The sequence below is a fragment of the Streptomyces sp. CB02400 genome (genome assembly GCF_001905725.1).
GTDB classification, from domain to species: Bacteria; Actinomycetota; Actinomycetes; order Streptomycetales; family Streptomycetaceae; genus Streptomyces; species Streptomyces atrovirens.
This window is the reverse complement of record NZ_LIWB01000002.1, coordinates 215,848-235,966: the sequence shown is the minus strand read 5'-3', so window position 1 is coordinate 235,966 and position 20,119 is coordinate 215,848. Positions and strand designations below refer to the sequence as shown.

At 72.0% G+C, this 20,119-nt stretch carries 19 protein-coding genes and 1 tRNA gene; 11 read left to right on the top strand and 9 right to left on the bottom strand.

The window, feature by feature from the left end:
• Positions 1–48 precede the first annotated feature (48 nt).
• Both AMK33_RS06235 and AMK33_RS06230 read right to left on the bottom strand, forming a co-directional pair.
• The gene (locus AMK33_RS06235) at positions 49–918 is read right to left on the bottom strand and encodes a spermidine synthase (RefSeq protein ID WP_073931722.1); all 870 of its coding nucleotides are present in this window, start codon (positions 916–918) and stop codon (positions 49–51) included.
• A 115-nt stretch (positions 919–1,033) separates the two neighbouring features.
• A complete protein-coding gene (locus AMK33_RS06230; RefSeq protein WP_073931721.1) occupies positions 1,034–1,456 on the bottom strand; it encodes a hypothetical protein in 423 nt (140 codons plus the stop codon).
• Positions 1,457–1,712: 256 nt separating this feature from the next.
• Here AMK33_RS06230 and AMK33_RS06225 point away from each other — a divergent pair, with 256 nt between their 5' ends.
• Positions 1,713–3,161, top strand: coding sequence for a hypothetical protein (locus AMK33_RS06225; protein ID WP_073931720.1), 1,449 nt, complete (start codon positions 1,713–1,715; stop codon positions 3,159–3,161).
• A 242-nt stretch (positions 3,162–3,403) separates the two neighbouring features.
• Here AMK33_RS06225 and AMK33_RS06220 read toward each other — a convergent pair whose 3' ends face one another.
• Positions 3,404–4,003 (bottom strand): histidine phosphatase family protein, encoded by a 600-nt coding sequence (locus tag AMK33_RS06220; RefSeq protein ID WP_073931719.1) that lies wholly within the window; start codon positions 4,001–4,003, stop codon positions 3,404–3,406.
• Positions 4,004–4,191: 188 nt separating this feature from the next.
• On the opposite strand from AMK33_RS06220, the gene AMK33_RS06215 reads away from it, so the two are divergent.
• From AMK33_RS06215 to AMK33_RS06195, 5 genes are all read left to right on the top strand, one after another.
• Positions 4,192–5,151 (top strand): phosphatase PAP2 family protein, encoded by a 960-nt coding sequence (locus AMK33_RS06215; RefSeq protein WP_073931718.1) that lies wholly within the window; start codon positions 4,192–4,194, stop codon positions 5,149–5,151.
• A complete protein-coding gene (locus tag AMK33_RS06210; RefSeq protein ID WP_073931717.1) occupies positions 5,102–6,244 on the top strand; it encodes a hypothetical protein in 1,143 nt (380 codons plus the stop codon). The genes AMK33_RS06215 and AMK33_RS06210 overlap by 50 nt, the downstream gene beginning before the upstream one ends.
• Positions 6,235–7,839 carry a hypothetical protein gene (locus tag AMK33_RS06205; protein ID WP_073931716.1) on the top strand — a complete coding sequence of 535 codons (1,605 nt, stop codon included), beginning with the start codon at positions 6,235–6,237 and terminating at the stop codon, positions 7,837–7,839. The genes AMK33_RS06210 and AMK33_RS06205 overlap by 10 nt, the downstream gene beginning before the upstream one ends.
• Entirely contained in the window at positions 7,836–9,185 is a 1,350-nt protein-coding gene (locus AMK33_RS06200; protein ID WP_073931715.1) for an AAA family ATPase, read from the top strand. The genes AMK33_RS06205 and AMK33_RS06200 overlap by 4 nt, the downstream gene beginning before the upstream one ends.
• 165 nt (positions 9,186–9,350) lie before the next feature.
• Entirely contained in the window at positions 9,351–9,593 is a 243-nt protein-coding gene (locus AMK33_RS06195) for a hypothetical protein (RefSeq protein ID WP_073931714.1), read from the top strand.
• A gap of 270 nt (positions 9,594–9,863) precedes the next feature.
• Here the strand turns inward: AMK33_RS06195 and AMK33_RS06190 are convergent, their stop codons facing one another.
• Both AMK33_RS06190 and AMK33_RS06185 read right to left on the bottom strand, forming a co-directional pair.
• Positions 9,864–10,880 (bottom strand): hypothetical protein, encoded by a 1,017-nt coding sequence (locus tag AMK33_RS06190; protein ID WP_073931713.1) that lies wholly within the window; start codon positions 10,878–10,880, stop codon positions 9,864–9,866.
• A 12-nt stretch (positions 10,881–10,892) separates the two neighbouring features.
• Positions 10,893–11,408 carry a hypothetical protein gene (locus AMK33_RS06185; protein ID WP_073931712.1) on the bottom strand — a complete coding sequence of 172 codons (516 nt, stop codon included), beginning with the start codon at positions 11,406–11,408 and terminating at the stop codon, positions 10,893–10,895.
• Positions 11,409–11,873: 465 nt separating this feature from the next.
• On the opposite strand from AMK33_RS06185, the gene AMK33_RS43685 reads away from it, so the two are divergent.
• From AMK33_RS43685 to AMK33_RS06170, 4 genes are all read left to right on the top strand, one after another.
• Positions 11,874–12,014, top strand: coding sequence for a hypothetical protein (locus AMK33_RS43685; RefSeq protein WP_235617992.1), 141 nt, complete (start codon positions 11,874–11,876; stop codon positions 12,012–12,014).
• 169 nt (positions 12,015–12,183) lie between these two features.
• Positions 12,184–12,561, top strand: coding sequence for a hypothetical protein (locus AMK33_RS06180; protein ID WP_073931711.1), 378 nt, complete (start codon positions 12,184–12,186; stop codon positions 12,559–12,561).
• Between the two features lie 175 nt (positions 12,562–12,736).
• The gene (locus AMK33_RS06175; RefSeq protein ID WP_073931710.1) at positions 12,737–13,312 is read left to right on the top strand and encodes a bifunctional DNA primase/polymerase; all 576 of its coding nucleotides are present in this window, start codon (positions 12,737–12,739) and stop codon (positions 13,310–13,312) included.
• A tRNA-Lys gene (locus AMK33_RS06170) sits at positions 13,303–13,376 on the top strand. The genes AMK33_RS06175 and AMK33_RS06170 overlap by 10 nt, the downstream gene beginning before the upstream one ends.
• Before the next feature lie 46 nt (positions 13,377–13,422).
• Here the strand turns inward: AMK33_RS06170 and AMK33_RS06165 are convergent.
• The gene (locus tag AMK33_RS06165) at positions 13,423–14,640 is read right to left on the bottom strand and encodes a M6 family metalloprotease domain-containing protein (RefSeq protein ID WP_073932056.1); all 1,218 of its coding nucleotides are present in this window, start codon (positions 14,638–14,640) and stop codon (positions 13,423–13,425) included.
• A gap of 485 nt (positions 14,641–15,125) precedes the next feature.
• Between AMK33_RS06165 and AMK33_RS06155 the strand changes: the two genes are divergently transcribed.
• Positions 15,126–17,003: a putative bifunctional diguanylate cyclase/phosphodiesterase gene (locus AMK33_RS06155; protein ID WP_073931709.1), complete on the top strand. Its 1,878-nt coding sequence runs from the start codon at positions 15,126–15,128 to the stop codon at positions 17,001–17,003.
• Here AMK33_RS06155 and AMK33_RS06150 read toward each other — a convergent pair.
• The 3 genes from AMK33_RS06150 to AMK33_RS06140 form a co-directional block, all read right to left on the bottom strand.
• Positions 16,979–18,079 (bottom strand): LLM class flavin-dependent oxidoreductase, encoded by a 1,101-nt coding sequence (locus tag AMK33_RS06150; RefSeq protein ID WP_073931708.1) that lies wholly within the window; start codon positions 18,077–18,079, stop codon positions 16,979–16,981. The two genes, AMK33_RS06155 and AMK33_RS06150, sit on opposite strands and share 25 nt — an antisense overlap.
• A gap of 302 nt (positions 18,080–18,381) precedes the next feature.
• Positions 18,382–19,113 carry a maleate cis-trans isomerase family protein gene (locus AMK33_RS06145; protein ID WP_073931707.1) on the bottom strand — a complete coding sequence of 244 codons (732 nt, stop codon included), beginning with the start codon at positions 19,111–19,113 and terminating at the stop codon, positions 18,382–18,384.
• On the bottom strand, positions 19,110–19,961 hold the full coding sequence (locus tag AMK33_RS06140; protein WP_073931706.1) for a maleate cis-trans isomerase family protein: 852 nt from the start codon (positions 19,959–19,961) through the stop codon (positions 19,110–19,112). Before AMK33_RS06140 ends, AMK33_RS06145 begins: the two co-directional genes overlap by 4 nt.
• Between the last annotated feature and the right edge of the window lie 158 nt (positions 19,962–20,119).

Sequence of the window (20,119 nt, the reverse complement as noted above, 5' to 3'; positions counted from 1 at the left end):
CACCGATGACACGACCGCCCCGGGGCCCGTACGCGCCGACCGGCCCGGTCACCCGAACACGGACGCGGGTGGCGCCGGCGAGGCGACCGCCGCCCGGTCCGTCACGGGGGTGGCCCCGCCGGTGAAGTCGATGAGGTCCCTGCCGTGCTGGACGCGGCCCGGATGCGGGTCGGAGGCGGCCCGGCGGGTCAGCTCGGCGATCGGCAGGGGCGCGTCGGAGGCGACCAGGACGGCGTTGCCGAAGCGTTTGCCGCGCAGCACCGCGGGATCGGCGATCAGCGCGAGTTCGGCGAACCGGGCGGCGGCGGTGGCGATCTGACCGCGCAGATGCGCGAGGGGCGGCCCGTCGGCGAGGTTGGCGGCGTAGACCCCGCCGGGGGCGAGGGCCCTGCGGACGTCGTCGAGGAACTCGGTCGAGGTGAGGTGGGCGGGGGTGCGGGCCCCGCTGAAGACGTCGGCGACGACGAGTCCGGCCCAGCCGTCCGGCACCTTGGCGAGCCCTTCACGGGCGTCCACCGAACGCACCCGGATGCGGGCCTTCGGGTCCAACGGCAGCTCCCGCCGGACCAGTCGCACCAGCGCCGCGTCCCGTTCGACGACCTGCTGGGTGGAGCGGGGCCGGGTGGCGGCGACGTACCGGGCGAGGGTGAAGGCACCACCGCCGAGGTGCACGGCCTGCAGGGGCTTGCCGGGCGGGGCGACGAGATCGACGACATGGCCGAACCGGCGCTGGTACTCGAAGGACAGACACGCCGGGTCGTCGAGATCGACGTGCGACTGCGGCGCCCCGTCGATCAACAACGTCCAGCCCCGCACCCGCTCCCGGTCCGGAACAAGCCGGGCAACCCCACCGTCGACCTGCTCGACAACACCCTCGACGGCTACCTGTTTACGCCCACTGTTCCTGGCCCTTCCCATTCACCCATGATTTCAGCCCCTCCGGCGTTTGAGGAGCGGGGGTCCGGGGGGCAGCGCCCCCCGGGATGGGACGGGTGAGGGCGGCGGGGGCGAAAGCCCTCCCCGGACCCGAACCTCACACACACCCGTCCGCAGCCTCGATCATCCGCTGGGCCTCGTCCAGCGCCTCCCGAAGCGCCACGGGGTCCGTCGCCGGCTCCACCTCCCCCGGCGGCAGCAACCAGTCCGCCCCCTCCCCCACCGGCTCCGGCGCCAGCCTCAACCCACAGCCGTCCGTCTCCGTACAGACACTCCCCGGCACATCCCAGCCCTCAGCCGTCCCCGGAGGCACCAGAAACCCCAACGTGCCGCACCCACCGTCATGCAGCACCGGCCCCACCGCGTCCCCCACCACCCGCCGCAGGATGTCGACCGCCTCCAGACCCTGCCGCGCCGGAACCGTGACCACGTCACAGTCCGCACTCGGCAGCTCAGGCAGCTCTGCCGGCCCTGTCAGCTCCGGCAGCTCTAAAGAATCCTTGCTCCGACTGGTCGCCATCCCGGCCTCCACCGCACGCATAGGGCCCCCGGTACACAGGACCCAACGAGCCGCGACGTCAACGGCTACGACGAAAGTCCGCCGCAAAGGATGGCAGTTCATGGCAGATCACGGATGACATATCCGGATTGTTGCCAAACTCCGCGTAGTGACTCCGTCACAACAGGTACGTTCTAGCCCGCCGGAAACAGGGCAGCACACGCACAAAACGCCCCGATTCCGGCATGGTTCGACGGTTCGCAGAGAGGACCCGGCCATGGCGTCGTCAACGGTGCCCTCGTCCCAGCCCCATCGGCCCCCGCGGCCGAACCTCGTCTTCCGGCAACTGCGCGGACCGCGTTCGCCGGCCGAGTTCGCCGCGGTGGTCCGGCGGGCCGCCCGCGAGATCGGCGAGCGGGTCAGCTGTGACGCGCGGTACGTGCACCGGGTGGAGGCGGGCGAGATCCGCTGCCCCAACTACGCCTATGAACGGGTGTTCCTGCACATGTTCCCCGGCCGCACGCTGACCGACCTGGGCTTCGCGCCCCGCTCGTCGGTGCGCGGGCGCGGAGCGCGGACCGCCGGGGACACGCCCCCGGCCCACACCGAGAACCCGGCGAACGCCACGACTGAGAACAGCGGGGCGTACGAGCCGTATGAGACGCAGGACCGGTACGACACGTACGACACGCACGACCACGAGGAGAGCGACGTGCTGCGTCGCGCATTCATGACCGGCGGGGGCGCCACAGTGGCCTCCGCCTCGCTGAGCCCGTACGGGTTCGCCTCCGACGCCTCGGCGCCACAGCGCGCCGTGCGCCGCGCGGGGGCGAGCGACGCGGGCGCCCTGGAGGAGGCCGTCCGCCGCATCCGGCTGCTGGACGACCGGCACGGGGCGGACGGGCTGTACCGCCGCGCGGCGGCACCCTTGCGTGCCGCCTACGCGCTGCTGGACGCGGGGACGACCCGGCAGCGGACGGCGGACCGGCTGTACTCGGGCGCCGGAGAGCTGGCCATCTCGGTGGGCTGGCTGGCGCACGACTCGGGCCGCTTCGACGACGCGCGCTCGCACTACGCGGAGGCGCTGGCGACCGCGCGGGTGACCGGGGATCCGGGTGTGGAGGCGCACGCCTTCTGCAATACGGCGTTCCTCGCGCGGGACGCGGGCCGGCCCCGGGAGGCGGTACGGGCGGCGCAGGCCGCGCAGCGGGCCGCACGCCCGCTCGGCTCCCCGCGGCTGATGTCGCTGCTGGCGCTGCGGGAGGCGGGCGGCTGGGCGGGGCTCGCCGACCGCACGGGCTGCGAGCAGGCGCTGGCCCGGGCGGGGGCGTACTTCGAGCGCGGGCCGTCGGAGGCGGACCCGGAGTGGATGAGCTTCTACGGGGAGGCCGAACTGGAGGGCCTGGAGGCGCAGTGCTGGTCGACGCTGGGCGACTGGCCGCGCGCGGCCAGGCACGCACGGCGGGCCGCGGAGCTCCAGGACCCGCACTTCACCCGCAACATCGCGTTGTACACGGCGGAGCTGGCGGACGACCTGGCCCGCGGGGGCCGCCCGGACGAGGCGGCGGAAGCCGGAATGCAGGTACTGGACCTACTGACCGAGGTCCAGTCGTCCCGGGTCCGCACCATGCTGGCAGGCACATCCCGCGTACTGCTCCCCCACCGCCGGGCATCAGGCGTATCAGCCTTCCTGGACCGCCACGAATCATTCCCCCGCGCGGTGTGAACGGTCCGACGCCCGACCACGGGCGATCATGCCGCTGAGACGGCGTCCCACCCCCGCAGCCGCGGGCAGTCGTGCCGCTGGGGCGGCGTCCCACCCCCGCATCTGCGGGCAATCGTGCCGCTGGGGCGGCACGGGTGGGCGCAGCGGCACCCCGCAAGCGCCGGGCAGCGCGACCCACCCCCGCCCGGCCCCCGCACAGGGCACCCCACGAGCACCGGACCACGCGACCAGCGGACCGGGCGTCACGCAGCCGCCAGATGCCCCGTCTCGTTCCAGGACTCCACAGCCGGCTCGCCGTACGCCCACCCCAGCACCGACAGGGAGGTCGGATTCAACCGGATACGGGCCGCGAAACCGATCGGCAGACCGAGCCACCGCGCACCGATGGAACGAAGCATGTGCCCGTGCGCGAAGACCAGCACGTCACGGTCGGCGGACCGGGCCCAGGCCACCACCTCGTCCGCACGCGCCGTCACCTCCGCCAGGGTCTCCCCCTCCGGGACCCCGTCCCGCCAGATCAGCCACCCGGGCCGCACCGCCTGTATCTCCGCCGGCGTCATCCCCTCGTACGCCCCGTAGTCCCACTCCATGAGCGCGTCCCAGTTCTCCGCGCGGTCACCGAACCCGGCCAGCTCACACGTCTCCCGCGCACGGACCAGCGGACTGGTACGCACCTCGACACCGGGCAGTCCCTCGTACGGCGCCCGGTGCAGCCGCTCGCCGAGCAGCTTGGCGCCCCGCCGGCCCTCCTCCAGGAGCGGCACATCGGTCCTGCCGGTGTGCTTGCCGGACAGCGACCACTCGGTCTGTCCGTGCCGGGCCAGCAGGATGCGCGGTGCCATGGGAGACCTTCCGGGTGAAAATTCGCAGGCGGAACTCCCCCATCATCGCGCACCCTGGTCGCGGGCAACCCGGGGGGCGATCCATGCGTCTCTCAGGGCCGAGGGCGTGTCACGGGGGACGCGCGCACACCGTAGAGTGGCTGGCCGCTGAACGGAGCGCCGCGCGAGAACAAAGGGGGAGCGATCGGATGCCGCACACCGAGACACCAGGCACCGAGGCTGCCCCGGCGACCCGGCTGCGCTGGTGGAGGGAGCTGCCGCTCATCCTCCTGGTGTACGCCTGCTACTCGGCGGGCCGGCTGGTCGTCCGCGGCGACGTCTCCGACGCCGTCGACCACGGCCTGGCGATCCTGCGCGTCGAGAAGGCGCTGTACCTCAACGCCGAGCACCCGCTGAACCGTCTCTTCACCCGTGAGCCGTGGCTCGGCATACCCGCCGACTTCTGGTACGCGTCGCTGCACTACCTGGTGACCCCGGCGATCCTGGTCTGGCTGTTCCGCTCCCACGCGGTGCGCTACCGCGCCGCCCGCACCTGGCTGATGACGTCCACCTTCATCGGCCTGATCGGCTTCACCCTGCTGCCCACCTGCCCGCCCCGGCTGCTCGACGCGAGCCACGGCTTCGTCGACACGATGGCGCACTACAGCTCGTACGGCTGGTGGGGCGGCGAGGCGAGCGCCCCGCGCGGGCTCGGCGGGATGACGAACCAGTACGCGGCGATGCCGAGCCTGCACGTGGGCTGGGCGCTGTGGTGCGGAGTGATCCTCTGGCGGTACGGGCGCACGCGCCTGACGAAGACGGCCGCCGTCGTCTACCCGCTGGTGACCACGATCGTGGTGATGGGCACCGCGAACCACTACTTCCTCGACGCCGCCGCGGGCGCCGCCGTCATGGGCGCCGGCCTGCTGCTGGCCCCGGTCGTGACGCGGTACGCGGACCGGGCGAGGACCCGCTTCCTGCCCCGCACCGCGGCGGCCCCGGCGGACTCCCCCGCCGCGGGTTCCCCGAATGTCAGTGCCGGATGCCAGACTTCCGCGGGTGAGCGAATTCCACGGCAGCGGCACCCCGAGCCACGGTACGGAACAGGAACCGAACCGGGTGCCTCCCCCTCGGACGCGGGAGAAGGCGCTCCGGCACCGGCTCGCTGAGCTGCGCGGCCCGGAGGTCCCGGCCAAGGCGCTGGACGCACGCGCCCTGGCCGCCCTCGCCGCCAACCCGGGCTGCAGACGGCGCGCGATCCTCGACGGCGCCGGGGTGAACAAGGCGGTGCTGGCCGACGCGTTGGGCTCGCCGTCGGTCTTCGGCCAGTCCCAGTTCGCGTTCGTGCGGGGCAACGCGTTCGAGGCGAAGGTCAAGGCGGACGGCGGTACGGAACTGCTGCGTCTCGCCTACGAGAAGCTGGACCGCGCGGCCGAACCGCCCGCCGACGCGCGCGTGCCCGATCTGACCGCCCAGGGTCCGCGGGGCCGCACGGCCCGTACGGAGCTGGCGCTGCGCGAGGCCACCGAGGCGCCCGGCGCGTGGACGCTGCTCGACCACCCGATGCTCGCCCTCGAGGTCGCGGGCTCCCCCGCCTTCCTGGAGCCGGACGCGGTGGTGGTGCACCCGGACGGCAGTTGGACGGTCGTGGAGATCAAGTCCTTCCCGATGCTGGACGGCGCCGCGGACCCGGCGAAGGTCGGCGCGGCGGCACGTCAGGCGGCGGTGTACGTGCTGGCCCTGGAGCGGGTGGCCGCGCGGCTGGATCCGGCCCCGCGCGTACGCCACCGGATCCTGCTGGTGTGCCCGAAGGACTTCTCCAACCTGCCGACCGCGTCCGCCGTGGACGTGCGCAAGCAGCGCGCGGTGACCGCCCGTCAGCTCGACCGGCTCACCAGGATCGAGGAGATCGCCGACACGCTCCCCGAGGGCACGTGCTTCTCGCCGGAGCTGCCCGCCGAGCGACTGACCCAGGCCGTGGAGGCGGTCCCGGCGACCTACGCGCCGGAGTGCCTGTCCGCGTGCGAGCTGGCCTTCCACTGCCGGGACCGTTCCCGCGCGCAGGACGCGGTGACCCGCCTGGGCCGTCCGGTACGGGCGGAGCTGGGCGGTCTGACGACGGTCGGGGACGTGCTGGCGGCGGCTCGCGGAGAGGCCGGTGACCCCGACGATCCGGCGGTGGCGGCACTGCGCAGGGCGGCGGCCCTGCGCGCGGAGGCACTGGAGACGGCGGCCCTCCTGGAGGTGGCTCCTTGTCCCTGATCGCCACCCTCGCCCGTCTGGAGGCCGTCAGCACCGGCCGCGCCCAGCCCGCCGCCACCGTCCGGCACCGGCACCTGTCGACGCGGCCCCTGGTCTTCGTACCGCTCATCACCGCCGGTGAGGCGGGCGCCCCGCTCGGCGCGCTGGTGGGCACCGACCGGGACGCGCCACGGCTGCTGGTGGTGCCGCAGCCGCGCGACCGTGACCTCCGCTTCGCGTTCCTGGCCGAGCTGGCCGATGTGGTGCTGCCGTACGTCGACGGTTTCGCGGACGCCGTGGAGGCCGCCGAGCGCTCCGAGACCGACCCGGAGACCGGCAAGCGGGTCAAGGTCGAGGTCGAACTGTGCGCGGACGCGCCCCAGCTGATCGTGCCGTCCCGGGCCGGCATCGACCTCGTACGACTCCTGGGCCGGTCCATGCGTTTCCGGCGCACGGCGGAGCAGGACCCGGAGGCCCCGTTCCCGGCGCCGCCCCGGGTGCCGCTGCTCGGGCGGTGGCTGACGCACTTCGGGGAGCGGGCCCGGGTGCCCGGCTCCTCGCTGCTGCTGGCCATGAGCGACGTACTGGCCCGGCACTGGGCGACCGGGCAGTCCTCCCTGGAGGACCAGCACCTGGGGGCGCTGCTCGCCTGGATCGACCCGCCCGAGGGACGCTCGGGGGCGGATGCCGCGCAGGAGGCGGAGCTCGCGCGGGACGCCGACGGCCAGTTGCGGTGCCCGCCCGCGGGCCCGGCGACCGACCCGGCGTTCGACAACAAGCTGCTCGCCCCGGCCATCGAGCGCTACGACCGTGCCCGTACGGCGCTCGCGGCGGCGGAGGACGGTCTGGAGGCCGACGACCGCCTCGGCGCGCTGACAGGGGCCGAGCGGGAGATCCGCGCGCTGGTGGAGAGCCGTACGCGGCCCACCTGGGACGCGGTGTGGCGGGGCCTCGACCTGCTGGCGGAGCTCCCGGAGGGTGCGCGCGTCGAGGAACGCTGGACGCGCGACCGCTGGTCGTTCACCGGTCACCGGGACCGGGTGGCGGCCGGTGAACCACCACAGCCGCGCCGCGACGACGCGGTCACCGCGGCGAACAAGCTCGCCACGCGCGAGCGGGAACAGGCCCGGCTGGAGGCGCAGGAGGCGCTCGACGACCCGCTGGCGATGGCGGCCCGGCGGCTGTCCGGGGAGGCGTTCGCGGGTGAGGTGATCGACGTGGTGATGGCGTACAGCGAGAGCAGGCGTCCGAGTCCCCGCCCACTGGTCACCGTCCGCACGGACGACCGCCCGCACCTCGGCGAGCGGGTACGGACGTACCGCTCGCTGGGCGGGAAACCACAGACGGCGGAGTTCGTCGGCTACGAGGACGGACCGGAGGGCGGCCTGTTGGTCCTCCGCATCATGGACAAGATGGGCCGGGGCAAGGAGCCGGAGGAGGGCTCGGTCCCGGAGAAGGGCGACCGCGTGTGCTTCACGCTGTTCGAGCACGAACCGCGCGGCGGGGCCAAGTTGCCCGACCCGGAGGAGACGCCGTGGACCCATGGCGGACCACCCGGTGAGGAGGCGGCCGTACCGGAGCCCGCCGACCCGGTGACCGAGGAGGACGTGCTGTGACCGCCCCTGCCCGGCAGGCCGTGTTCGACCCCGGCGCGGCGGCCGGCCGCGCCACCGACGCGATCCTCCGCGACACCCTGCGCGGCACCGCGCGCGGTGTCGTCGTCGACTCCCCGCCGGGCGCCGGCAAGTCCACGCTGGTGGTGCGCGCGGCGCTGGAACTGGCGGAGGCGGGCCGCCCCCTGATGGTCGTGGCGCAGACCAACGCACAGGTCGACGACCTGGTCCTCCGCCTCGCCGAGAAGAACCCGGACCTGCCGGTGGGCCGACTGCACAGCAGCGACACGGACCCCTACGACAAGGCGCTCGACGCACTGGAGAACGTCCGCAAGTCGGCGAAGGCGGCCGACCTCGCCGGCCTGGACGTCGTCATCTCCACAGCGGCGAAGTGGGCGCACGTCAAGGGCGTCGAACCGTGGGAGCACGCGATCGTCGACGAGGCGTACCAGATGCGCTCGGACGCGCTGCTCGCGGTGGCGGGACTGTTCGAGCGGGCGCTGTTCGTCGGCGACCCGGGCCAGTTGGACCCGTTCTCCATCGTGGGCGGCGAGCAGTGGGCGGGCCTGTCGTACGACCCGTCCGCGTCGGCGGTCTCCACCCTGCTCGCCCACAACCCGGAACTGCCGCAGCACCGCCTCCCGGTCTCCTGGCGCCTCCCCGCATCGGCGGCGCCCTTGGTGTCGGACGCCTTCTACCCGTACACCCCGTTCCGCAGCGGCACGAACCACGGCGACCGCGGGCTCACCTTCTCCGTCCCGTCGGACGGTTCGGCCCCGGACCGGGTGATCGACGAGGCGGCGGAGTCCGGCTGGGGCCTCCTGGAACTCCCCGCCCGCCACACCCCGCGCACGGACCCGGAGGCGGTCCACGCGGTCGCGCTGGTGGTCCGCCGCCTCCTGGACCGGGGCGGAGCGGCGACCTCCGAACGCTCCCCGGACCCCACCCCCCTCACCGCCGACCGCATCGCCGTAGGCACCGCCCACCGCGACCAGGCGGCAGCGGTACGGGCGGCCCTCACGGAACTCGGCGTGCCGGACGTGACCGTAGACACGGCGAACCGGCTCCAGGGCCGGGAGTACGACGTCACAGTCGTCCTCCATCCCCTTTCCGGCCGCCCCGACGCCACCGCCTTCCACCTGGAGACGGGCCGCCTGTGCGTCCTGGCCTCCCGCCACCGCCACGCCTGCATCGTGGTCTGCCGCGAGGGAGTGACCGACCTGTTGGACGACTACCCGTCCACGGAACCGGTCCAGTTGGGCACGCTGGTGAAGTTCCCGGACGGCTGGGAGGCGAACCACGCGGTGCTGGCGCATCTGGCGGAGCACCGGCTGGTCTGGCGACCTTGACCCCTGTGCCGCTCCCGGGCTGACGACGGCCGTTCGTGTACAGGGCCGTTGACCAGCAGGACTGTTAGGGTGCCCGCCATGTCTGTGAACCTACGCATCGAACTGGACGTCCGTGGACTCGTCTCCCGGTAACAGGCCGAGGAAGCGCGGCAAGCGATCCATGAGGTGATCCGCGACGAGCGCATCGACAACGAGGTGACACTCTCGGTGCTGGAGCGCGACGGGAAGTTCACGGTGCTGGGGCGCACGGGCTTCCATCCGGTCGTCGTCTCGGGTGTCCGGTACTGGGAGCCGGAGTTCAAGAGGGGCATCGAGGTGGCTGTGAGGACGGTGACGGCGGAGGCCGACGTCCGGTTGCTCTGCGTCGACGTCGATCTGGAGCGGGCCATCGAAGCCGGCACGATCTGACCTCGCGCGGTCACGGGTCCCGGACCGGGCCGCGTCGGCGTCGGCCTCGGCCGCGCCCCGGCACCGACGGGGCCACGGCGGCGATCCGGCCGGTCGGCGGCAGGGTGCGACTGGACAGGCCGGTCGACGACGGGTGGACAAGCACGCGAAGCTCCTGGTGGCTGCGGGCGATCTCGGTCGAGAACCCGTCCACCAGGAGCTTCGTCGTTCCGCAGACCCGACCGACACGCGGCCGACGCCGTCAGGCCGGAGAAGGCTCCGTGTCGGCCGTCATCGAGCGGAAGCCGCCACCTGCTTGCGCGCGGCGGCGACTTCCTTGCCGTGCTGCTCCTTGATGCCGGTCAGCCGGCTCTTGTTGTCGGTGATCTGCTTGTTCTGGATCGCGGTCTCCACACCGAACCAGATCTTCACCAGGTCCGTCTGCTCCTTGCAGTCGATGTCGTCGACCGCCAGGGCGATGGACTCCTGCGACGGTTTCCCGTCGATCGTGACACCCTGGTCCATCGCCTTGTACGGATCGGCGAGACCGGGGTGTCCCTTGTCGTCCATGCACGACGACCACGCGGCGACAGCCTTGACGACCTTGTCGTCCTTCATCGACTCCACCAGGCTGTCCCCGGCGAGCTCCGCCACCATGACCGGGTCGGCCTCCTGCACGCCGAGCTGGTCCTTGGACCAGCCGATGCAGCCGCCCGTCTTCAGCTTCTTCCCGTTGTACTCGGCCCGAGCGGGCTTGACGCCCTGGCCGGGGCCGACGAACGACTCCCCCTTCTCGGCCCCCTCGGGGGCCTTGAGCGGTTCGGGCTTGGTGTGGCCGGTCAGGACCTCGACCTCGACACCGGACAGATCACGCATGGTCTGCCTGGTGTGCTCCTGCAGCGCCGGGGGGAGCTCGTAGCCGTACTTCTCGGCCTCGGCCCGGTCGGTGAGGCCGTAACGGCGTTCGATGTTGGCGTCGTTGTCACTGGGGGGCGGGTTGGCGCCCGCCCGCGGCAGCGTCAGGTCGATGCCGTAGTCCTTCATGCAGGACTGCTGGAGGTCGTTGGCGGCCTGCTCGACGGTGACCTGGTCCTCGTAGGAGGCCATGTACGCCTCCAGCGGAAGGGTCAGATCCTTGGTCAGACCACTGGTGGGGACCTTCTTGGGCCAGTTCTCCTTGTTCACGATCGGTCTGTCGTCGGCCACGTTCTCCGCGGTCTCCGGAGTCGTGCCGGAGGAGCAGGCACTGACCAGGAGAGCCGAAGCGGCCAGGGCTACGGCGGTGGCGGTCCGCTTGATGCGCTTCACGGGGGTTCCTTCTTAAGCGAAGTGGGAGGACGCGTTGTTGTTCTTCAGCGCGGAGATCAGGTTGGTGAGGTTGCAGTCCCCGTAGGGGCCGTTCTTCGCGAAATACTGGGAGGTGCCGCCGTAACCGGAGTTGTAGTACACGCGGTAGTTGTCGTCCCGGGCGCAGTTCTGCACGGACGCCGCGTTGTTCTTCATGTACTGGCCGTTGCCGTTGCCGCCGCTGCCGAAGACGTACCGGTAAGTCGTCAGCGACGATCCCTGGTACTGGCTCGTGCCCCAGTGGTCGGACACGTTGCTGTAGAACGTCGTGTACGCCGACTTGATGTAGCCGTCCTGGACGGCGATGTCCTTCGAGTTGTAGAACAACCACAGATCACCGTACGAGCAGGTGATCCATGGAACATTGCAGTTGTCGGAGGTCGTGTACTCCGCTGCACGCGCCGGCCCGGCGGTCGCCATCACGGCCGCGACGGCCGCGAAGGACGCAGCGAGGGCGGTCGTCCTTTTCTTCAAGCGGATACTCTTCATCACATCTCCATCGATAGTTCGTCCGTGTGAGGAGATCTCCACACCATGCGGCCCCCCTGGCAATCATGTACAGGACAAAGGTGGGGCTTCGGCGCGTGACAGCCGGCCTTGATCAGAGGGGCTTTCCGGCTCCCTGACCGCCCACCGGACGGCCCGCTTCACGAAAGCCCGAGGTCAGCCACCACTTCGGCTCCACACCCCCGCCACACCCCGCCCGCACAGTTGCTTCCGGTAGCCAAACTCTCAACAGAGCGTCAGGTCAACGGGCAGCAACCGGACCATGACGTCACAAGATCCACTTAGCGCACGTGATGATCGTTACGTTTGCCGATTGCTATGTGAGTCTTGGTGGCGGTTCACCAAGGAGTGTCGTGTGCCGCTTCCCTGCGCCTCCTCGACCGTCCTCGCGTCGGAATCACCTCTCCGTCCAGCGAAGTCCCCGAGGCGCTCCGTGAACGCCTCCAGGTGGCCATCCGTGATGTGGAGGCACGCGGATACGAGGTGGCCCTCGGGCAACGCATGGACGGCATGCCGATCGTCGACGGGGCGCACGGCCGCCTGATCCACACGTCGACGCGGAACGAACTCACCCAGACCCTGATCTGACACAAGCCTTCTCCGGCGGCGGACGGAGCGATGCATACGGCCCGGACGGCTGGGAAGCCATTCACGCGGTGCCCGAGGGCGTAGCCCTCAGGCCCTCTTGCGGGGGCGCGGGACAATGGACGGTGGCCCGCCCGTCGGGGGGTCGATCGCGACGTATGAAGGAGAAGTCATGGCGGAGCACGCGCCGCGCCGGGAGCAGCCGCGGCTACGCCCCGCGCCCCTGCTGTTCGAGCCCGCGGAGGCGGCCTCGGATCCCGAGCACTTCTTCGACCTGGAGTCGATCGAGGACCCCCGGGCGCTGCTGGAGCGGGCGACCGAGCTGACGCTCGCGTTCCGTGCCGCCGCGGACCGGGCGACGGAGTTCCAGGCGGTGGCGGCGGCCCAGCTCGCCGATCCTCGCCGCTTCGACCGGCTGACGCCGGCGGACATCGCCGAGCGGGCCGAGTGGACCGAGGACTACGCGAAGAAGATGGTCGAGTTCGGCCGGGATCTGATGCGGGGCGGCGAGGGCGGCAGCGTCGGCTCCGGGCACGCCGATCCCGTATAGCGCGTACAGCCCGTATGGCTCGTACGGCCCTGTACAGCTCGTACGGCCCGTACCACCCGCACAGACGCGCATGCGCATATGCCGGGTGGGCAAGATACCCCCTCCCCCGCCCCCGCGTCCCCGATTCCCGCAACCCTACGGAAGCGTTCCCTCACTCACGGTAGATCTGTCCGTCATGAGCAGCACACGGAATGCCTTCGACGTCAGCGGCGTCACCCCCGACGGTGCCGCCTGGCTCGCCTCGGCGGGGACGTATCCGCGCAGCACGCTCTCGCACTGGGGGGAGCGGCCGGACGCGCCGGTCGTGCTGCCCTGCGGTGTGGTCTTCGACGTGGTGAGCGTGCCCGCGATCTTCGGGCGGCGGATGCTGGACCGGATGTGGGACGAGGGTCCGGGGTCGGGGCCGGTGGCGGAGTTCCGGGGGCGGACGCTGCTGTTCGCCGCGCCGGGTACGGCACAGCGGCTCCCGGCCCTCATGGAGTGGGAGGAGTGGGGTGCCCACGGCACGCGGACCGACGGTGTCCCGCCCCTGCTGTGCCACGGCCCCGGCGACGCCGTGACCGTCCCCGCGCCCACCCCCCGTTCCGGCTCCCGCTGGCTCGTCGCCCCGGACACCCGTCACCCCTGGCTGCCGGGCCCGGAGGTGCTGCTGTGGGCGGCCGTGAGGGCGGCCCGCGCGGCCGTGCGGATTTCGATTTTTCCTCCCGCCGACCAGGATGCTAATGTCTACGACGTCAGCAGGCGCCGCTAGCTCAGTTGGTTAGAGCAGCTGACTCTTAATCAGCGGGTCCGGGGTTCGAGTCCCTGGCGGCGCACGACACGATGAAGGCCCCTCGCGGAAGCGAGGGGCCTTCGTCGCATCTACCGTGTGGTGATCCTCACCGTCCACGCCCCCGACGGCGTACGTCCCTCCACCTCCACCCGTACGGACTCCCCCGGCACCGTGAAGCTCTCGCCGAGGGCGACCGGGGCGTCGGCGAGCGGCGGGTAGACCGAGTCCTCCCAGCACGCCTCGGTGTGCGGGTGGGCGTCGACGACCTCGATGGGGCCGCGTCCGGACCGGGTGCCGCTGCTCACCCGGTACACCAGCACCCCCTGCCGGCAGGCCCTCGTGTCGTTGCCGACCGGCCCCCGGGCCTCGAAGGCGAGCACGCTGTCGGGGCCGGTGCGCACCACCGCGAGCTTGGTGCCCCGGCCGAGACCGAAGGACGGCGCCCCGGCGGCACCCGTCACCGGCGTCCCCGGTCCCGCCCCGAGCGGCTCCAGTGTCAGCCGTACCGGCCCCGCGTCCTGCACGCACCGCACCTGCCGGGACTCCAGCCAGCCCAGCTTCCACTTGTGCCAGCCGAAGAGGTCGGGTGCGAGGGCGAACTGGCTGCCCATGAGGTCCCAGTCGCCGACGTGGGTGTCCCAGTCGCCCTTGCCGTCCACGGGCCGGTGGTAGAGGTCCGGCAGGTCGAAGACGTGGCCGGTCTCGTGGGCGAGGACGAGCCGGTCCGGGGGGTGGTTCTCGAAGACCGTGACGACCCGGCGGATGTCGGTGCCGTCGGCGCGCAGCGGGGTGTCCAGGTTGACGACCTTCGTGGCGTCGGAGTCCACGCCCGGCGCGTCCGGGTCGGCGACGAAGTACACGATGTCGTAGCGCGAGAAGTCGACGTGCCGGTCGGTCACGGCGAGCGCGTCCCGCAGGTAGGCGGCCCGGTGGGTGACGGTCCAGTCGCGCTGTATGGCGTACTCCGTGGAGGGGCGCGGCATCCGGAACCACTGCCGCAGGGGGTGCGGACGCAGGGTGAACCTGCCGTAGGAGGCCCGCTCGAAGAAGTGGCTGGTGGCGGGGAAGTGGTCGGCGGCGAGTTCGGCGGGCGTGGTCAGGGGATGGGAGTCGGGGAAGGAGAGGAAGACCATCACCGCGTCCAGGCTCCGCGCGGGGCGGGGGTAGGCGGCGTTCCAGGTGTCCAGGCCCTCGGAGTGGTGGGCGGTGGTGCGGGTGAGGGCGCAGGGCGCCGCGGAGAAGGGCTCGGCGACGGAGGGGACGCTCACCATCGAGGTCGCCGCGAGCGCCGACATGGTGGTGCACATCGCGGCGGTGCTGCGCAGCCGGGGGCGCACGCCCCGTACGCCTGACGCACCCGGTGCACCCGGTGCACCCGATCGGCCCAGTCGCCCCAGCCTCCGCCGAAGAGCCTCACGGCCGAGTCCTCTCGGGGTGAGCTGACGCGGCACGGGGACCTCCGGGAGACGGTTCACGGGACACCGCACCCAGATTGTGTGTATTTGTCGTACTACGCCCTGTTCGGCTGCACCGGACGAGTGAGAAACGCGGGTATTCGGGCGGGACCGGGCGGGACCGACACCTCGCACACTCACGGAACGTCACAACTGGTCGGAGGGGAGCAGAAGCCGTCCACCGGCGGGCAGAAACGGTCGGGCAGGGATGCGGATCCGTCCTGGAGACCGGACAGTGGCTGGAAGGCCCCGGCGTGGGCCCTTATGATCGGCACACTTTCCTGAGACTCTGAGACTTTCTGCACGGACAGCGATCGAGTGCACTGCGGGAGCGAGCGGTGAGCGGAACGTCCGAAGGGCCGGCGCCCGCGGCGGAACTCAACCGGCCGACGGTCACAGAGAGTGAGATCACCACGTCTCCGCGTACGGAATCCCCGCCCCCGCCGTCCCCGTCACCCCCGCCGTCCCCGTCACCCCCGCCGTCCCCGTCGTACCGCTCCGTCTTCACGGCCGCGCCGCTCGCCATGGCCGTCGTCGACCGCGAGGGCATGGTGACCGGCGCCAACGCGGCCCTCGCCACCCTGCTGGGCCGCGATCCGGAGACCCTGGCCGGTGCCGTCGCCGCCGACCTGGTGGACCTGGCCTCCGACGCCCGTACCTGGCACGCCTACCGGGAGCTGCTGCGCGGACGGCGGTCCCGGCTGCGCTGCACCCGCCGGCTGAAGCACCCGGAGGGGCACGCGCTGTGGGTGCGGGTGACGGTCGCCCCGCTGCCCGCCGACGACGGGGGCGTGCTGCTGTCGGTCGCCGACATCGGCGACCACCACGAACTCCAGGCGCAGCTGCGCCACCTGCGGATGCACGACCCGGTGACCCGGCTGCCCAACCGCACCCTGTTCTTCGAACGGCTGACGGCCGCGCTGGAGGCGGAATCGTACGAGGAGGGCGGCACCGGCCGGATCGGGCTGTGCTACCTCGACCTGGACGGGTTCAAGGCCGTCAACGACACCCTGGGCCACCGCGTCGGCGACCAGCTCCTCGCCGCCGTAGCCGAACGGCTCAAACAGTGCGCGAAGGACGCGGCCAGGACCGGCACCCCGCTGGTCGCCCGGCTCGGCGGGGACGAGTTCGCGCTGCTGGTCGAGGACTCCACCGGCACCGAGCAGCTCGCCGACCTCGCCGAGTCGCTGCTCGACGCGATCCAGGCGCCCTTCGACCTCTCCGGGCGCAGGCTGTCGGTGTCGGCGTCGATCGGGGTGGTCGAGCGGCATGCCGCCGGGACCACGCCCACCGCGCTGATGCAGGCCGCCGACACGACGCTGTACTGGGCGAAGGCCGACGGAAAGGCCCGCTGGACGCTGTTCGACCCGGAACGCAACGCCTCCCGCGTGACCCGCCAGGCCCTCGCGTCCACGCTGCGCCCCGCCATCGACCGGGGCGAGTTCGCGCTGGAGTACCAGCCGCTGGTGGGCATGGAGGACGACCGGGTGCACGGCGTGGAGGCGCTGATCCGCTGGCACCATCCACGATTCGGCACGCTGACGCCGAATCGGTTCATCTCACTGGCGGAGGAGGACGGCTCGATCGTGCCGCTCGGCCGCTGGGTGCTGCGCACCGCCTGCCGGCAGGCCCGCGACTGGCAGGTGCAGCACCCGGACGGGCCGCCGATCTTCGTCAGCGTGAACGTAGCGGTCCGCCAGGTGTGGGACTCCGACCTGGTGGCGGACGTCGCCGACACCCTGAAGGAGACGGGCCTGGAACCGGAGCTGCTGCAACTGGAACTGACCGAGTCGGCGGTGATGGGCTCCTCCGGCCGGCCGATCCAGGCCCTGAAGGCGCTCAGCGACATGGGCGTACGCATCGCCATCGACGACTTCGGCACCGGCTACTCGAACCTGGCCTACCTCAGCCGGCTGCCGGTGTCGGTGCTGAAGCTGGACGGCTCCTTCGTACGGGGCTTCCAGTACGAGGAGCGCGCCGCCGCCCCGCCGAACCCGGCGGACGAGGTCATCGTCGAGGCGATGGTGCAGCTCGCCCACCGGCTCGGCCTGACGGTCACCGCGGAGTGCGTGGAGACGTCGGCGCAGGCGACGAGGCTGCGCCGGATCGGGTGCGACACCGGTCAGGGGTGGCTGTACTCCCGTCCGGTGTCGCCGGACCGCATCTCCGAGCTGCTGGGCACGCCCGGGGTTCAGGCGGGCGTGGGCAATCCGTAGGCGTCGGCTACCAGTTCGTAGGAGCGCAGGCGTACGTCGCCGCCGTGGGCGTTGGCGGTGAGCATCAGCTCGTCGGCGCCGGTGCGCTTCTGCAGGTCGTCCAGGCCGGCGCGGACCTCGTCGGGGGTGCCGTGGATGACGTTGGCGTTCCAGGAGTCGACGAACTCCCGCTCCATGGGGCTGAAGTCGTACGCCTCCGCCTCCTGAGGGGTGGGGACCAGGCCGGGACGGCCGGTGCGCAGCCGGACCATGTTGAGCGCGGCGGCCAGCACCTGGCGGCGGGCCTCCTTCTCGTCGTCCGTGGCGAGCGCGGAGACGCCGATGAGGGCGTAGGGCGCGTCCAGGACCTCGCTGGGGCGGAAGGTCTCGCGGTAGAGGTCCAGGGCGGGGACGGTGTTCTGGGCCGAGAAGTGGTGGGCGAAGGCGAAGGGCAGGCCGAGCATGCCGGCCAGCCGGGCGCTGAAGCCGGAGGAGCCGAGCAGCCAGATCGGCGGGCGGTGCGGGGACTGCACACCGCCGGGCGAGGTCGCCTGCACCGGGCCGGGGACGGCGTGGATGCGGCGGTAGGGGTGGCCGTCGGGGAAGTCGTCGTCGAGGAAGCGGGTGAGCTCGGCGAGCTGCTGGGGGAAGTCGTCGGCGCCCTCGTTCAGCCGGTCGCTGCGGCGCAGGGCGGCCGCGGTGGCGCCGTCGGTGCCGGGGGCGCGGCCGAGGCCGAGGTCGACCCGCCCCGGTGCCATGGCCTCCAGCGTGCCGAACTGCTCGGCGATGACCAGCGGCGCGTGGTTGGGCAGCATCACCCCGCCGGAGCCCAGGCGGATGCGCTCGGTGTGCGCGGCGAGGTGCGCCAGGATCACGGCGGGCGAGGAGGAGGCCACCCCGGGCATGGAGTGGTGCTCGGCGACCCAGTAGCGGTGGAAGCCGCGGGACTCGGCGAGGCGGGCGATGTCCACGCTGGTCCGCAGGGCGTCGGTGGCGGTCCGGCCCGCGCCGACGGTCACCAGGTCCAGCACGGAGAGCGGGACGGGTGCGGTGCCGTGGGCGGTGCCCCGGATCTCCTCTGCGGCGTCTGCGGCCATGGTGGGGTGCCTCCTGTGGGGTGTGACGTTCGCTGCGCGACGTAACAGGAGACGGTCCCCGGTTATTCCCTCCCCCCTTTCCCGGCATCCCCCGGCACCCGGCGGTGTGCGCACTCGACGATCATGCGATACGATCATCTTGCTCGCTGAGGGGGTCGCCCCCCGACAGTGGACATGCGTTGGTGGTCCAAGGAAAGACGCCCCACTTCCTGTGGGGAGATGCAGGTGCAAGGCCTGCCCGGCGCTCGAACAGAACCCCGGCCCGCGGAAGCGGGACCGGGGTTCTTCCGTGTGCGGGACGGTCAGACCTGCACGATCGGTTCCCGCGTGAACAGCGCCCCCAGTCCGGGAGCGTTCACCCTGCGGTCCGCCAGCCTGAGGGCCTCCCAGACCGTGACCTGGTTGGCGGTCAGGACCGGCTTGCCCAGCTCCTTCTCCAGGGCGGGGATGTGCGCCACCGTGTGCAGGGCCGTGTCCGGCAGCAGCAGCGCGTCCGCGTCCGGGGTGTCGGCCGCGCGGGCCAGGGCGAACACCTCCTCCTCGCCCCAGGTGCCGACCTCCGCCGCCGTGACGATCCCGGAGCTGCGCACCCCGGTCACCTCCACGCCGCCGGCCCGCAGGAACCCGGCGAAGAGCACGGCCACGTCGTCCGGGTAGGTCGCGCCCACGGCGACCCGCCGCGCCCCGACCTCCTGCGCCGCGTGCATGAAGGCGAACGACGTCGACGACGCCGGCATGCCCGCCGCCCTGGCGAGGTTGCGCACCTGCTCGTGGGCGCCCTCCCAGCCGTGCACGAAGCTGCCGCTGGTGCAGGCCCACACCACCGCCTCGGCGCCCGAGAGGCGCAACTGCTGGAGGCCGGCCGCCAACCGCTCGGGCGCGCCCATCTGCAACAGCGCGTCCACCCGGTGCGCGTCCTCACCGATGTCGGTGTGCACCAGGTCCACCCGGATGTCGCTGCCCAGCAACTGCTCGATACGCGGATAGTCGTCCTCTGCGGAGTGGCCCGGGTAGAGGAATCCCAGTGCGGTCATGTCCAGCCTTCCTGCTGCTTCTCTTCCGGCACGTTCGGCACGTCCGGTACATCCGGAAGTACGGAGCCGGACGCCTGGCCCGGCAGTACGGTCCCGGAGCGCGCCGACGCGTCGATCAGCGCCTGATACGGTCCCACCGCCCGGGTACCCAATCGGCGCAACGCCGCCCACATGGTCACCTGGTTGGCCGAGATGACCGGTATGCGCAGTTCGGCTTCGAGCTGCGGGATGACGTCGTAGGTCGGCAGATTGGTGCAGGAGAGGAACAGCGCGTCCGCCGCGCCGAGCCGGCCGTGGACCGCGGCCCGCCGGGCCATGTCCACCACCTCTCGGTAGGTGACCTTCCAGATCTGCCGGGTCAGCCCCATGTACGCGCACCCGGTGACCGTGACGCCAGCCCGCGCGACATAGCTCTCCAACGCCCGGGTGACCGACACGGTGTACGGCGTGACCAGGGCGACCCGGCGTACGTCCAGTTCCACCAGGGCTTCGAGGAGCGCGCCGGAGGTGGTGACGGCCGGGACCGCGCCGGCCCTGCTCATCGCCTCGCACATCGCGCGCTCGCCGACGATCCCGCCGACGAAGCTGCCCGACGTGCAGGCGTAGGCGACGACCTCGGGCGCGACCGCGGTGAGGGTGCGCACCGCGTCGCCGAGCGTCTCGTGCTCGCTGATCAGCCGGGCCAGGTCGAGACTCACCTCGACCGGCACGTACGGCGTGCGGGTGAGGTGCAGGGACACCTCGTCCGGCACCCAGCGCCACAGCTCGCGGTCCAGCGCGAAGTCGAAGGGGGCGACGACACCGACACCGCGTTGCGGGCCGGGGCCACCGAGAAAGGAGACGTCCATGTCAGCACCGGCCTCACGCTGGGAGACGAGCACACAACGGATCGCGAGAACGCCCGTGTTGACGACGGTAGGTTGGGGTGCGAGCGTGGTCAATCCGCGCATCTCAGACTCCGGCCATTTCCTTCCCGAAGACCCCGCCACCGCCCTCCCGAGAACAC

What these genes read in the sequence shown, in the direction of transcription:
- AMK33_RS06235 (WP_073931722.1), bottom strand. Translation starts at nt 918, where the DNA reads ATGGGAAGGGCCAGGAACAGTGGGCGTAAACAGGTAGCCGTCGAGGGT.
- AMK33_RS06230 (WP_073931721.1), bottom strand. Translation starts at nt 1,456, where the DNA reads ATGGCGACCAGTCGGAGCAAGGATTCTTTAGAGCTGCCGGAGCTGACA.
- AMK33_RS06225 (WP_073931720.1), top strand. Translation starts at nt 1,713, where the DNA reads ATGGCGTCGTCAACGGTGCCCTCGTCCCAGCCCCATCGGCCCCCGCGG.
- AMK33_RS06220 (WP_073931719.1), bottom strand. Translation starts at nt 4,003, where the DNA reads ATGGCACCGCGCATCCTGCTGGCCCGGCACGGACAGACCGAGTGGTCG.
- AMK33_RS06215 (WP_073931718.1), top strand. Translation starts at nt 4,192, where the DNA reads ATGCCGCACACCGAGACACCAGGCACCGAGGCTGCCCCGGCGACCCGG.
- AMK33_RS06185 (WP_073931712.1), bottom strand. Translation starts at nt 11,408, where the DNA reads ATGAAGAGTATCCGCTTGAAGAAAAGGACGACCGCCCTCGCTGCGTCC.
- AMK33_RS06180 (WP_073931711.1), top strand. Translation starts at nt 12,184, where the DNA reads ATGGCGGAGCACGCGCCGCGCCGGGAGCAGCCGCGGCTACGCCCCGCG.
- AMK33_RS06175 (WP_073931710.1), top strand. Translation starts at nt 12,737, where the DNA reads ATGAGCAGCACACGGAATGCCTTCGACGTCAGCGGCGTCACCCCCGAC.
- AMK33_RS06165 (WP_073932056.1), bottom strand. Translation starts at nt 14,640, where the DNA reads ATGTGCACCACCATGTCGGCGCTCGCGGCGACCTCGATGGTGAGCGTC.
- AMK33_RS06150 (WP_073931708.1), bottom strand. Translation starts at nt 18,079, where the DNA reads ATGGCCGCAGACGCCGCAGAGGAGATCCGGGGCACCGCCCACGGCACC.
- AMK33_RS06145 (WP_073931707.1), bottom strand. Translation starts at nt 19,113, where the DNA reads ATGACCGCACTGGGATTCCTCTACCCGGGCCACTCCGCAGAGGACGAC.
- AMK33_RS06140 (WP_073931706.1), bottom strand. Translation starts at nt 19,961, where the DNA reads ATGGACGTCTCCTTTCTCGGTGGCCCCGGCCCGCAACGCGGTGTCGGT.